General features: G+C 64.4%; 12 protein-coding genes and 1 tRNA gene. 10 read left to right on the forward strand and 3 right to left on the reverse strand.

What is annotated here, in order from left to right; all coding sequences use genetic code 11:
* Nucleotides 1-45: 45 nt before the first annotated feature.
* A protein-coding gene (locus QEG98_RS23410) for an IS3 family transposase (RefSeq protein WP_316562847.1) occupies nt 46-1,454 on the forward strand; the annotation gives its coding sequence in 2 pieces (ribosomal slippage) (nt 46-502 and nt 502-1,454; 1,410 coding nt in all).
* Nucleotides 1,455-1,805: 351 nt separating this feature from the next.
* Here QEG98_RS23410 and QEG98_RS23415 read toward each other — a convergent pair.
* Entirely contained in the window at nt 1,806-2,321 is a 516-nt protein-coding gene (locus tag QEG98_RS23415; RefSeq protein ID WP_316562882.1) for a hypothetical protein, read from the reverse strand.
* 73 nt (nt 2,322-2,394) lie between these two features.
* On the opposite strand from QEG98_RS23415, the gene QEG98_RS23420 reads away from it, so the two are divergent.
* The 4 genes from QEG98_RS23420 to QEG98_RS23435 all read left to right on the forward strand — a co-directional run bounded on the left by QEG98_RS23420 (nt 2,395) and on the right by QEG98_RS23435 (nt 7,030).
* Complete coding sequence (locus tag QEG98_RS23420; RefSeq protein WP_316562883.1) at nt 2,395-2,766, forward strand: helix-turn-helix transcriptional regulator; 372 nt, start codon at nt 2,395-2,397, stop codon at nt 2,764-2,766.
* A 245-nt stretch (nt 2,767-3,011) separates the two neighbouring features.
* Nucleotides 3,012-3,872, forward strand: coding sequence for a DUF2381 family protein (locus QEG98_RS23425; protein ID WP_316562884.1), 861 nt, complete (start codon nt 3,012-3,014; stop codon nt 3,870-3,872).
* Nucleotides 3,869-5,659, forward strand: coding sequence for a serine/threonine protein kinase (locus QEG98_RS23430; protein ID WP_316562885.1), 1,791 nt, complete (start codon nt 3,869-3,871; stop codon nt 5,657-5,659). The genes QEG98_RS23425 and QEG98_RS23430 overlap by 4 nt, the downstream gene beginning before the upstream one ends.
* Nucleotides 5,660-5,818: 159 nt before the next feature.
* Complete coding sequence (locus QEG98_RS23435; RefSeq protein WP_316562886.1) at nt 5,819-7,030, forward strand: serine/threonine-protein kinase; 1,212 nt, start codon at nt 5,819-5,821, stop codon at nt 7,028-7,030.
* A 188-nt stretch (nt 7,031-7,218) separates the two neighbouring features.
* Here the strand turns inward: QEG98_RS23435 and QEG98_RS42095 are convergent, their stop codons facing one another.
* Entirely contained in the window at nt 7,219-7,311 is a 93-nt protein-coding gene (locus QEG98_RS42095) for a twin-arginine translocation signal domain-containing protein (RefSeq protein WP_410477826.1), read from the reverse strand.
* A 108-nt stretch (nt 7,312-7,419) separates the two neighbouring features.
* Here QEG98_RS42095 and QEG98_RS23440 point away from each other — a divergent pair, with 108 nt between their 5' ends.
* From QEG98_RS23440 to QEG98_RS23460, 4 genes are all read left to right on the forward strand, one after another.
* Nucleotides 7,420-8,595, forward strand: coding sequence for a hypothetical protein (locus QEG98_RS23440; RefSeq protein WP_410477827.1), 1,176 nt, complete (start codon nt 7,420-7,422; stop codon nt 8,593-8,595).
* A 391-nt stretch (nt 8,596-8,986) separates the two neighbouring features.
* Nucleotides 8,987-10,198 (forward strand): Tox-REase-5 domain-containing protein, encoded by a 1,212-nt coding sequence (locus QEG98_RS23445; RefSeq protein WP_316562888.1) that lies wholly within the window; start codon nt 8,987-8,989, stop codon nt 10,196-10,198.
* A gap of 12 nt (nt 10,199-10,210) precedes the next feature.
* Complete coding sequence (locus QEG98_RS42100) at nt 10,211-10,936, forward strand: immunity 52 family protein (protein WP_410477828.1); 726 nt, start codon at nt 10,211-10,213, stop codon at nt 10,934-10,936.
* Nucleotides 10,937-11,192: 256 nt separating this feature from the next.
* Entirely contained in the window at nt 11,193-11,696 is a 504-nt protein-coding gene (locus QEG98_RS23460) for a helix-turn-helix domain-containing protein (protein WP_316562889.1), read from the forward strand.
* Here the strand turns inward: QEG98_RS23460 and QEG98_RS23465 are convergent.
* Nucleotides 11,629-12,924 carry a hypothetical protein gene (locus QEG98_RS23465; RefSeq protein ID WP_316562890.1) on the reverse strand — a complete coding sequence of 432 codons (1,296 nt, stop codon included), beginning with the start codon at nt 12,922-12,924 and terminating at the stop codon, nt 11,629-11,631. The genes QEG98_RS23460 and QEG98_RS23465 overlap by 68 nt on opposite strands.
* 94 nt (nt 12,925-13,018) lie before the next feature.
* Between QEG98_RS23465 and QEG98_RS23470 the strand changes: the two genes are divergently transcribed.
* Nucleotides 13,019-13,088: transfer RNA gene (locus tag QEG98_RS23470), tRNA-Met, on the forward strand.
* Nucleotides 13,089-13,090 lie beyond the last annotated feature (2 nt).

Consider the following 13,090-nt stretch of genomic DNA (forward strand, 5'->3'; position numbering starts at 1 on the left):
TTCGTACCCAGCAGTTTAGTGTGCAGGGCGACCCAGGCAGGAACGATGAGCGCAGTGGTGGAAGAGGCTCGGGTCCGGGAGACCGAGGTGGAGGAGAAGGCGAGGCGACGAGGCTTCACGGCGGAGTACAAGCTGCGGGTGCTGGCGGAGGCAGACCGTTGCACGCAGCCCGGTGAGGTTGGGGCGCTGCTGCGCCGCGAAGGGCTGTACTCGTCGCTGCTGAGCGCGTGGCGACGCCAGCGCGAAGCGGGAGAGCTGTCAGCCCGCAGCCCGAAGAAGCGAGGCCCACCGGCGAAGGTTCCCGATGCGAGCGCCCGACGCGTCGCCGAACTGGAGAAGCAACTGGCCCGTGCCCAGGTGCGCCTCAAGCGCGCCGAGGCCCTGCTGGACCTCCAAAAAAGTATCGGAAATCCTGGGAGTGGAGCTGCCGAAGCCCGACGAGGAGCTTTGATGGGCGTGGCCCTGGAAGCGGTGAGCGAACTGGGCGTGGCGCCGGTGTGCCGGCACTGGGACTGCCGCGTGCCACCTACTACCGACGAGCACGGCCCAAGCACGGGCCGGCGCGCCGAAGCCGCTCACCGCGGGCGCTGGCCCCCGAGCAGCGGGCCGAGGTGCTCGCGGCGCTGCATGAGCCGAGATTCCAGGATGCGGCGCCAGCGGAAGTCTACGCGCAGTTGCTCGATGAGGGGCGCTACCTGTGCTCCGAGCGCACCATGTACCGGGTGCTCGCTGAGAATCACCAGGTGCGTGAGCGCCGCAACCAGCTGCGCCACCCGAACCACCCGGTGCCCCAATTGCACGCGACGAAGCCCAATGAACTCTGGAGCTGGGACATTACGAAGCTGCACGGCCCGTCGAAGTGGACGTACTTCTACCTCTACGTCGTCCTGGACGTCTTCAGCCGCTACGTCGTCGGGTGGATGGTGGCCCACCGCGAGTCGGCCACCCTGGCGAAGAAGCTGCTGGCGCTGACGTGCGAGCGCCAGGGCGTAGTACCCGGCCAGTTGACGATTCATGCCGACCGAGGCTCCTCCATGACGTCCAAGCCGGTGGCCTTGCTGATGGCCGACCTGGGCGTGACGAAGACGCACTCGCGGCCTTACGTTTCCAACGACAACCCCTTCAGCGAGGCCCACTTCAAAACGATGAAGTACCGGCCTGACTTTCCCGAGGCCTTCGGCTGCATCCAGGACGCTCGCGGCCACTTCAGTGACTTCTTCGGTTGGTACAACAACGAGCACCACCACGGCGGCCTCGGCCTGTTGACACCCTACGACGTGCACCTTGGCCTGGCGGCCGAGCGCCTCGCGGCCCGCGCTGCGGTGCTCGCCGCTGCCTACGCCGCTCACCCTGAGCGCTTCCCTCGCGGTGCTCCCATGCCGAAGGCACCGCCTACCTCCGTCTGGATAAACGACCCCGCGCGGCTCTCCGCCTCACTGAAAGCTACGCAGTAATCTCTCGAACTCACTGTCTCACTCGCGTTGACAGGTTCCGGAACCCCTTGAAATCCCTCCGTATCCGAGGTGCGGAGAGCGACCGCACGTCACATCACACCCCACGGCGTGCCTGTGGCCACGTACCTACCCGGCCATCGCGTCCAGGCACCAGGATCTGAACTTCGGCGATGCCCATCATCGCGGTGAGCGCGTCCAGGCATCGGTCGAGGAGGACCTCCTGCGCGGTCGAGACGGCCCTCGGCTCATCGAGGGTCATCCCCTGGGTTCTGGAGCCAATGGTGATGGCACTCGGCCAGTAGGGACCAACCGAACTCCACCGTCAGGGGGGCTGCTGCGATGCCGGGGACATCAGGTGGAACGCATGATGTCCATGGCGACGTTCAGAACCTCCTTGAGGTCCTCAACCTGAGCCTTCCACTTGCCGAAGCCGGTCACGCAGCCGCTGGCGGCCTTGCGCACGGCCCCGCGCCTCCGGGCGGCATTGGAGCCAGCAGGGGCGTCGTTCACGTCTCGCAGGTCATTGAGGACGCTGGAGCAGCGACGGTTCAGCGCCACGCCATCTCGGATGACCTGATTCGTCGTAGCGGCACACCTCCGGGCGGTCTTCAAGTAGTCCTTGTAGAGCTTCCTCTCCCCCACGGAGGCGCTGCGGTCGATCTTCTCCAAGAGCTCCGAGACCAGGCCATCGCAGAGTTCCGCATCGTTCGCGATGGCCTGCATTGTCCACTCGAAGTTGACCACCTCGGCCTGAAGCTCGCCAATGAGTTCCTGCCCCAGGGCCGGACTGGCGGCCCCCAGGAGCACGCCGATGGCCATCCCCCTGACTGCGCGGGCCCCCCAAGACACCACTGCGTCCTTGTGCATGCACTTCCCTCCCCTTAGAGTCTAGTTCGGGAACCCGAACCACTGAAAGGACGGTGTTCGCTACAGCGCCTCCATGTCCAGGGGGCGCACCCCAGCATCGAGGCACCGCACCAAGCCGGACCCGCAGGCGAAGGCCGTCGGGGCCCGGGTGCGCCAACTTCGCAAGGAGCAGGACTTCAGCTTCGATGCCTTCGTGGAGGAGACGGGCCTCGGGCGTGGCTACATCAGCGAGTTGGAGCGCGGGCTTGTAGTGCCGACCATCCACACACTCGCGAGGCTCGCCGCCGCCTTCGAGGGTGTGACAGTTCCTGATCTTGTGCTCGGGGACAGCCTTCGCGACGAGATATACGAAGCCACCCGGAACCTACCTGAGCGCGATCTCAAGGTACTCCTGGAGCAGGCCCGGCGAGCGCAGGCGACCAGGTCCGAGGCAGAGCAGAACTGATTCGGGCCGTGGCGCTCGAAGCTGATGGCCGTGTAGTTCGCAAGTGGCTCGTCCCTCGCCAGCACAACTGACACTCCACGCAGGTGATGCTCCGCGTCTCGTAAGGACAGGGGGCGACCGTCGAGCCCGGAGATTGAAGGCGGTCTCGGAGGAGGGCGCCTGTGGAGGTAAAGGGTCTGCCTCCTGCATAGCTCCGTTATGCAATTCTTCCGGTGCTAGCATTGAATCGTGGAGGTCATGCGCCATTGAACCCGCCGGTAAGATTGGCCCTCTCGGTCGTGCTCTTCTTGGGAACTGCGGCGCCAGCAAGGGCAACTCAGGTTGAGCGTGTGAAGCGGGAGCGGTCCGTAGCCGTCGCGAGCAGCCCATCAGAGCCGCTTCCTGTCGTCCGCGTCGCGCACGACACGCCAACAGTGTTCCTGTTCCCGTCCCCCATCAACCGGAAGAGCCTCACCTTCGATGAGACCCGGATTCGGGTGCTGGACGCGGGGGAGCGGTCGGTCATTGTCCAACCCGTGGCCGATCTGCCGGAAGGCGAGCACTACGAGATTGGGACGTACTTCGCGGATGGCCGAGCACCCGCGCGAGCCGCATTCGCACTCATGACAGACCCGGCCGAAGTGGACTTACGCATTGATGTCACGCGTCTCGAGAGTGGTGTGGATTGCCCCACCGATGCCAGGCGCGAGCCCAAGCCCGAAGATCTCGTGTTGCTGGGGCTCGTGGACAAGGAGGGGGTCTCGGTGACCCCCATCAAGAGCCACGAGGTTCCAGCACGAGGCTTTGCCGTCACTGCCGCATCGGCGTATCGAGGAAAAGGGTGGGTGCTCGTCGATATGCATGTCGACAACTCCTCTGGACAGCGTCCTTGGCTCCCTCGCGAAGCAGTGTTGACAGGACGTACCGGACTGCCATTGCGCGCCCGTGTCGTGAATAGCGGAAACGACGCGATTCAGCCAGAACACAGCAGGCGACTGCTCGTTGTTGCGGATGTAGCGCAGTTGAGCGCCAACCCCGTCTTCACATTGGAAATCCTGGGGGATGACCGCACGCTTGTGATTCCCAACGTACGCTTCCCCAAGTCGAGCGCAGGGAGTAGTCAATGACAGCTCCCCACTCCCAAGCAACTTCGGGCCTGGCCATTGATGGATGGCGCGTGGTGAAGGAACTGGGTAATGGCGGGTTTGCCGTCGTCTATCTGATCGAGAAGCACACGCGTTCATGTGCTCTCAAGCTTGCGCGCCATCGCGAATCAAGCGGAGACGACAAACAAACCCATGCCAGAACAATGCGGGAACTGACGGCCCTGCTGCTGCTCGACCATCCGAACATCGTCAGACATCAAGGGTACGGCTACTCTGAACATGGGAATGCGTATCTCGCGCTCGACTACGTCGAAGGCTGGACGCTGGCCGAGTGGGCGGAACGAAAGCATCCAACGTTTCGCGAGCTGCTGACGGTCTTCGACAAGCTCGCAAGCGCGCTGTCGTACATGCACAGTCGTGGTGTTCTGCATCGCGACTTGAAGTTATCGAACGTGCTAATTCGCAAGAGCGACGGAGAGCCGGTCCTCATCGACTTTAGCTGTGCGACGTTTGCTGCCGCCGAGGAGCTGACGGATAGCGGCCTGCCCCCAGGGACAGACCGCTTTCGCGCACCGGAGCAGTTCCGCTGGCTCATGGCGCACCAGGACCAGCATCGAGCACGGTACGCCTATCAGGTCGCTGATGAAGTCTTCGCGTTGGGAGCGATGCTCTATGACCTCCTGACGGATCCCCGACCGACGGCTACCGATGTACGCGTCTCGCTCAACAGCCCAAGCGTCAAGCCGCCCGTCGTGCGCACCGTGAATCGCCGTGTCCCTGAACTTCTGAGCGACCTCGTCGAAAGCCTGCTGTCGCGCGAACCAGGGCGACGTCCGGTCGACACGGAGGCGCTACGCCGGGAGCTGAGGGAGCTGCTGGCAGACTCCAGCGAAGAGTACCAGCGCCCTGTTCATCCTCCATCGGAACAGCTCCCAATTGAGGCGAGTGTGGAGGGGGGCGTTGTGACGGTGACGGCTGGGCGTACGGCTGGGAGTCCACGTAGTGGCACGAAGGCGTGGGGGCTTGCCGTACTCGCCACCTTTGGCGTCCTTGCGACGGTTGGGGCTCTCTGGTTCAACCGCAGCGTGCCCTCCCCTGCCCCGAGCCTCCAGGACGAGGGGCGGCGCTCGGCTCCCGCCGCTCTGATTCCGGTTCCGCCCTCGGTCCCTCCTGCTATGTCCCTTTCCAGTTCCGCAGCCGTTGCGCAGCAGGGCCCGGACGCTGTCGCCCAGGTTCAGAAGGAAGGTTCCACCGTGAAGAATTCTCCGACCCCCGCCGCTCCCCTCCAAGGTCGCCAGCCACGCGGGAAGGCGCGGACCGCCGTTGCCGCTGAATGTGCAACGATGACGCTCGTCGCAGCCCTCGCGGCGGGCTGCCCGGGAGCGCAGCTCCGGCCGGAGTCCTTCACCTGCCCAGCGGGGGCCGAAGAGGCGATGCGGGAGGATCTTCACTGGGAGGTAAACGAGTCGTTCGCCGTTACGCTGGATAGCCGCTACAAGCGCGGTGAACGCGTCTGGTTCACGGCGGGGGCGGAGGTTGAAGGAGTGGTTCCCAAGGGAATCGACTCCAGGCAACGGCAGGTCGCTCCGTCAGGAACCCGGTTCTACGGGAAGGCGTACTACTTGTCCGACAAGATGGGCCGTTCGGAAGGGCCCGCACTGGTCATTCGCTATGACCGCGTGAAGCTGCCCGGGCAGGACGAGCGGCCCGTGTGCTTCGTGGTCGAGATGACCGCTTACGGGTACGAGGATGGCCGGGTTCAGGCAAGCAACGCTGGGGGCGGCTACGTCGTGGACCGCTGGCCCTGAGTGCCCCGAGAGTACCTATTGGGTAGGGTGCTCACTTTTTGCGTTTGCCGCGATTTTGAGCACCGGACCTGTGACGGCGTTCCCCCCCATGGGCAACCGACGATAGCTTGTGCGTCCTTCGCTTATGGCGAGGTCACCCACTCGGCAGGGGGGTAGTGCATGGCATCAAAGGCTATTGAGTTTGGACTTCCCAAGGGGGCCATCCTGTTCTCGGCGGATGGGTACTCCTATGAGTTCCGGGAGAACCTGGGCGCAGCCCACCATGGGCAAAGCCTCTTCCTGGCGCGACGGCGGACCTCCGAAGGTCATCCTCGAGGAAAGGTCTTGCTCAAGGCGATTCCCGATCAGTCCGGCCCGTCCGGGAGTCGTGTCCGTCGCGCCCGAGCGAAGCTGTTGGAGGAAGTTCGCATTGCCGAACACCTGGACCACCCCAGCATCTTGAAGGTGTTGGGGCTGCACAAGGTGCATGGCTACTGGTACGCCGTTCTGGAGCACCCAACAGGAACGAGCCTTACAGACCTGCTCTCGATGGTGGCCGAGCTGGGCATTTGGTTCACGCCTGAGATGACGCTCTACATCGGCGTGCAACTGGCGAACGCGCTGGACCATGCGCACACCGCGAAAGATGCACACGGGAATCCTCTCAACATCGTCCATCGAGCTGTCGACCCAGAGCGCATCTTCTTTGACTGGGACGGTGCGGTCCAGATCTCCGATTTCGGGGCCGCGACATCGACGCTCCCGGGGCGCCTCACATCGTCGGTTCGTCGTCCTCAAGGGGATTTCTTCTATGCGTCCCCTGAATCCCTGCTCGGTGGGAAGGTTGATGCGCGCTCGGACCTCTTCAGTCTGGGGCTCGTGATGTTGGAGCTGGCGACCGGTCGATGCCTGCTCTATCCGGATGCAACTGTTGACCCTGAGAGGGTCGCGGCACTCTCGGATCGACGCCAGCGCCGAGTCAAACGTGCGATTCGACGTGCGACACTCGCGGGCTTGCAACCGGCGGTGGAGACCGCCATTTGGCAGGCCGCCACGTTTACTCAGGCTGACGTAGACGAGTCGACGCGAGGGTTGCCGCAAAGCCTGCGAGTGATCCTCGGAAGGCTGCTCGCTCCTGCGCCCGCTGAGCGCTATCAGTCAGCGCGGGAACTGGCAGGAGATATCAACGCGTGGATGGGCGGCGTCTTCACGAAGGCCGATGCCGTGGCCGAGCTGACGGCGCTGGTGGCAAAGTCTGTTCCGGGAAGCAAGCGAGAGGGCATGGAAGTCGAGGCCCCGACTGAAGAGCGCGCGAAGGGCAACGAGGCAACAACGGCAGCTCGGCTTGCCAGGGGTGCGCGGTTGGCACTGACCGAAGGCGATAGCGCGTAGCGAAGAAGAATGTGGCCCCGCCGACCGCCTGATGTCGGCACTCAATCACTTTCACCAAAGCTGATTCACCACCGACACGACTCAAGTCACTGAGCCGACCGGGAGACGTGTGTTCTTCGTGCCACATTTCGGGGCACGCGTTGGGGGCGTGTATGCAAAAGAGGCTGAGTTGGGTTGTTGCGTTGCTGCTATTGCTGCCTGGAGTGGCATGGGCCCAAGAATCCGATGGCGCCCCCTTGCCCGAGGAGTTGGAGGAAGGATCGTCGAGTGACGAGTCGCACGAGGACACCGCGATTGATGAGGGAGAGGAAGCACTACCCGTTCCCGCTAACGAGCCAGAGGACCTGTGGGCGAACCTGCTTCGCGTCGAGGCAACAACGTGGGCGATCTTGCCCCGTGCTGGTGTTGGGGCAGATGAGGGCTACTTTCAGATCGAACCCACGATTGTCTTTGAGCGTGGAGAAGAGTTTGGCGTCGACCTCGGGACTCCGCTGCGCCTTCGCATGTGGGGGCCGAAGGATGGCGGAGTTGTCCGGCGTGAGGACTGGGACGAGCTTTCAGACTGGGGCCAATTGGTCCGGGGGCTCAAGCTGGGGTCCGACAATTCGCCGCTGGGCGTGTGGTTCGGGAAGCTCGACAGCTACAGCCTGCTCTCCGGGCATCTCGTCCGGCGCTACGATCACCGTGCGAATCCCAACTACCACCCGGCAGCGGGCGTTCTGACCGGCAGGTTGGGGCCCATGTACGTCGAGGCGTTCACCTCTGATGTGCTCGGGGCGCGACTCATGGGGGCGGAAGTAGAGTTGGACTTGGAGCACACCCTCCTCGGCAAGCCCGAGAAGAAGTCGCGCTACACGCTGGGGCTGTCGGCGGTGCATGACTGGGGGCGAGCTGGTGGGCATGCGGCGCCGGTGACTCTCGCGCACCTGGATGCGGTTGCCGTGCTGGTCATCCGGCCCGGGTTCGAGGCGCACGTGTTCGCGGGCTGGGGTGGGCGGCCCGGGAAGGGAGGGGCATGGGGCGCGGTGGCGGGAGCAGGAGCTGATGCCAGGAGCCGGACGCTCACCATGGCGTTGCGGCTGGAGGGGCGGCGACAGAATGGGGGCTTCCGGCAAGGCTTCTTCGGGGCGGACTACGAGTTGGCGCGCTTCGAGGCGGCGGGGCCCAGCGCCATGCCGATTGCGGATGCGCCTTTCCCGGACGGCTACTCGATCTTCGGTGACGCGGAAGTGGGTTGGGATGCAGTCAGCCATGGCGGGCCGAGGCAGCACCTGTCTCTCTCAGTGGGAGCCGAAGTGTTCTCCTGGGGGCGTGTCGACGTCGACGGACGCGTAGCGGTGCAGCTCTTCGAGCGTAGCCTGGAGCTGACGTTGAAGGGGCTGGCCGTGGGCGCGGGCAAACCTGGGGCTCGCTACCTGGGGGCGGCGGCAATCCGGTGGAGGTTCCTGGGGGGCGGTCTCTACGCGATGGGGACGGGTGGCACGCTGCTGTTCCCCACGGCTGAAGGGACATTGCGACCTGGCGCCTTCGCCTCGGTGGGACTGGGGGTAGACAATGCGCGCTAACCCTCTGTTGCTGACCCTGGCCCTGCTCACCACGGGATGCGCCTCGGTGTCAGGTACTCCCGGGAATGGTGGGACGCTGAGCGTCACGTCACGCGTGTCCCGTGGGGAGCGACCCAAAGAAGTCCGGCGCAATGCCACCCCCCGCGAGGGTGCCACTTCGTCTGGTGACCACGCGCGGCTGAGACATCACCGAGGATTCCGACAAGAGAAGTCCCACGAGGCGAGCATCTCAACCAAAGCGAGCACCTCGACGGAGTTTGCCGCCACGCGTTCCCTCTCGGAAAAAGACACCTGGGAAGCGCTGCTGACGTCCGCAGGGTTGGAAGAGCACGACGCGCGACCCGTGGCGGGCAGCTCGCTCACGCCCATCCACGCGGCCCGACTACTGAACGTGCTGTTGGGCAAGGACGTAACGTTGGGGCAGTTCCCGGCCCGTGTCGCGGTGGGCTTCATCCTGCGTGAAGTGCTGGACACGGGAGAGGTGTCGCGGGCCGAGTTGGTGCGGCGCGTCGAGCGCTTCTCCGGTGTCGCGGTGCTCCGGCCCGACGGGTATCTCGCGTGGGTACGGACCGGGAAGACACAGCAACGGGTGGCGCCCGTCGAGTGGAGGGATGGGGCCTTCCGCTCGCATGGCTTCGAGATGGGCCGCTTCTATAACGGGCGCACCGGAGTCTTCCGACTTCTGGACGCGGAGCTGCGGGAGGCCAACAGGTTCCCAATTGCGGATGTCCATGACGATGCTGATGTCGTCAGTCGCTCACTGGATGGGGCTGAAGAGGCATTCGTTGGGCTGGCCCTCGCCGTGGGGAGGTTCTTCTCGTCGACTCCCGCGGAGAACCTCGAAGCGCTCCGACAGATGCCGACTGCCGTAGCCGCGCTGCTGGAGTCGTCGCCCGAGTACCTGGATCGCTTCAAGTACATGACGCGGGGCGAGCAGATTCAGGTCGTCTCCAAGATGGTGACGAACCTCATCGCAACCTGGGGGGCCGCATCCGCGACGACACGCACATTACAGGGGGCGGCGTTGGTCACGGCTGAAGTCCCGGTGCTGTCACTGTCCGCGCAGGGAGCGCTGGCGATTGAGCGCGTCATGGTGCCGGTGGGCAAATCCGCAGCCGTGCTGAGTGGAGGTCCTGGGGCAGCCATCATCCTTCAGCGGGCGAGCGCGGCGGAAAAGAGTGGAGCACCATCGAAGGGACCTGGACAGTGGGGACCTGCCAATGAGTCCATGTCCGCCCGTGCGCGGCGCTACCAGGAACAAATCACGGGTCACTCCGCCGACGAGGCATACTGGGTCGGTGGAGTCGGGAAGAACAGCGGAGGCGTGAAGTTCGATGGGTTCGAGGACGGCGTACTGCTGGAGGCGAAGGGGCCGGGCTATGCAAACAAGTTCCTCGACAATCTCAAGCCGAAGGTCTGGTTTGAGAGTTCGGGGGCAAGGGCACTTGTTGAACAGGCGCAGCGCCAACTGGCCAAGGCCCCGCCTGACGTGTCACTCCGGTGGCATATCGCTGAGCAGAAGACAGCCGAGGCGATCAGGGAGCTATTCAGGGCAAACGGCGTCGAGGGGATCGAAGTTATCTTCACTCCTCCACTCATGTGAGCAAGGTGGAACATGACCGAGACGTACTATGCAGGGACCTATTGGGGGCCAAGAAGAGAGCTGCCTGAGGACTGTGCTCGGCGGACGGAGGTTCTTCTCACCACCTTGGGAGCAGTTGATTCCTCATTCGCTCGCTGGTTCCAGACCGGCAAGTCTCGCCGCGACGCTCGAATGCGCCCCATCGTTCCTGTCCGCACCGAGCTTGAGAAGCTCGTCCTCCGAGGCAAGGACCGCGTCGTAGAAGAGATAGGTTTTCGCATCGAGGGTTGGAATGGGGCGAACGACGACCATGAGACAAGCAGCTTCCGCATCACATGCGGCAGCTATGCCGCAAGGGTGAACAACGCGTGTGCGTTCGCGCTACCGAGTCGTGGGGCCTCTGCGGAGAGAGTACTGACCGCCCCAGTGCTTACCGGGCTATTGCGTGCTTCAGCTATCGCGTGGGAGCCGGACTGGGGCGTTGCCGCATCTCACGCGCACGGCAACTTGATCGACACACGAAGCGTCAGGGGGGCTCCTCGCGTCGGATGGGTGATGTACCTGGCGAATCATCGAGGTGAAGTGCCGCCCCTCCCCGCTCCCGTTTGCATTGAGCCGGTTGAGGACAGGGGGACCCTCATCGTCCTGACCCCCGAGCGATTCACTGTAACCAACGCGGAGCATGTAGATCTCGCGGAGACGGTGCGCGGTCTGCTCGACCGAGCAGGCCTGCTAACGCCACTCCAGCGCCAGCCGTAGGTGAGAGACGAGGAGCCGAGCTACCCGACTGCTCGGCCCCTCTCCGTTGGGCGTAGATCCCGGCCCTATCAGGCTCCGACATGCGGATCGGCTGCACGAGCCCCTGCTCTGCTTCCGTTCAGCGAGAGGTCGGCTCGCGCTGACGACGTGAATGAGACGCTCGCATCTCGACGATGGCTGCTGTTCGGGCGAGGCCGCGAGCGGCTCAGGCTTTGGGGCCCCCGGGTCGCCACCTGGAGATTCGTTACAGGTCGTCGTGAGCAACGACGTGAAGGTCATCCCCTTGCTGGTCGCCCCGGCGAACGACAACACCACGTTCCAGGATCTCGTCCTGGCGGAGGTGCGCGCGCTCCGTGCCGAGCTTCAAGTCCAGAGCCAGGCGGTACTGGCGCTGAGCAACGAGAGCAAGGCGCTCCGCGCCGACCTCCAGACAATCCGTTCCAGAGCAGACGCAGCTCCGGCTCCAGCGGTGCCCATTGACACGGCCGCCACATGGCTTGGCTGCGGTCGCTCCCGGGTCTACGAGCTGCTCAACGCCAAGAAGCTCCGCCGTGGCCCCAAGTTGGGTCGCGCAACCATGGTGACCGTCGAGAGCATCGAGGCCCTGTTGGCCAGCGGCCCCGAGCGTGAACCCGCGCGCCGTCAGGCCAGGAGTCCGCGGCCCTCCGGGGCTGCTACCCGAGCCGCCATTCTCAAGCTGATTCGGAAGCCGGCGCAGCAGCCCCGAGGGGAACCGGATCCTGCGGGTGCATCAACTTGATGGGGATCTTCACCATCGGAGGGACCTGAGTGTTGTCGTAGTGCCGGACCGTGGTCCTGATGGACTGGTGCCCGATGGCAGCCGCGACTGCCTCCAGGGAGAGACCGCCGCTCTTGGGTCGAACCTCCTCTCCACACTCCCGCGCCCAGGTCACAAAGGAATGCCGCAGCTCCCCGAAGCGGATCGGGTCCATGTCGAGACTGTCGGCGGCCTTCTTCACGACCTTGCGGATGTAGCTATCCACCGGGGCGGCCTTCCTGACGACGAGCCGCCGAACCGCCGCCAGGGTCTGCATGTCAATGCTCTGGACGTGAACCCTGCCACTCTTGTGGATGAAGGTGATGGTTGCGGCGATTTCACCTTGGTCCTTGACGACCCTGACCTTGCCCTCTCCCCTGGCGAGACGTTCGATCTCCGTGGCATGCATCCCCGTCTTGCAGTGGATGAGGAGCACATCCCGGACTGACTGCACATCCGGAACGTCCTTCGCGGTCCAGCCGAACTTCTTCGACCGCCAAGGGCTGATGGCCGCATAGAGCCGCTCGATGTCGCGGATCTCGTAGCCCTTCTTGCCCCCGATGGCAGCCCGACGCGCCTTCTCCGGTCGTGCAGCAGGCACCTTCAAGGCCAGCGTCGGGTCCTGAGACTGTGGAAGGACCGCCTCCACCTCCCGCAGCCACGCCGTGAACGACTTCAGGGCCGTGATGCGGTGCTTGCGGGCGGCCTTCTGAATGACCTCCTTGCCAGTATCGGGGTCCTTGGACTTCCGGGGATAGCTGGAGAGGATCTTGAGCAGCCCCTGGAGTTGGACGTCGCGAAGGTCCTTGCCAGCCAGGTCCTCAGCCCATGCGGCAAGGTAGAAGCCCACGTTCCGGATGTAGCGCTCTGTGCGGCCCTCTTTCCGGAGGTACGCGAGGAACTTCGCGACGGCGGCCTCGTCCAGGTAGACGGCGGAGTCCTCCTGGGCAGGCTGGGACGTCTCACCGGGCTTCGCCCGAGCACGGACGTAGGCCACCGGGTCACGGAGGTACAGGGCCAGCTCAGCCTCGGCCTGGCGCTCGCTGACCGCGCCGAGTGTGATGACGGGCCTCGGCGGCAGCCCCGCCTCCCGGAGTGCCTTCATCTGCCGGATGAGCACGTAGACGGTCTCGCCGTCCTTGGTCAGGTACGTCCTACCGCCCTTCCACTTCTTCTCGGACCACCGTGGCACGCACTCCCCCTTGCCCATCAGCCTAGTGGGTACAAAGTGGGTACGAATTCTGGATGACGTGGGTACAAGCGGTCAACCCACAGCAGAATGCCTCTAGAACCCATGTTGGAGCGGCGTTCTTCAGGGACTAGAGCGGCGGTCTCATAATCCGCAGGTAGTCAGTTCAAGTCTGACCCTGGCCACT

This window comes from Myxococcus sp. MxC21-1, assembly GCF_032612255.1.
In the GTDB taxonomy this organism is placed as follows: Bacteria; Myxococcota; Myxococcia; order Myxococcales; family Myxococcaceae; genus Myxococcus; species Myxococcus virescens.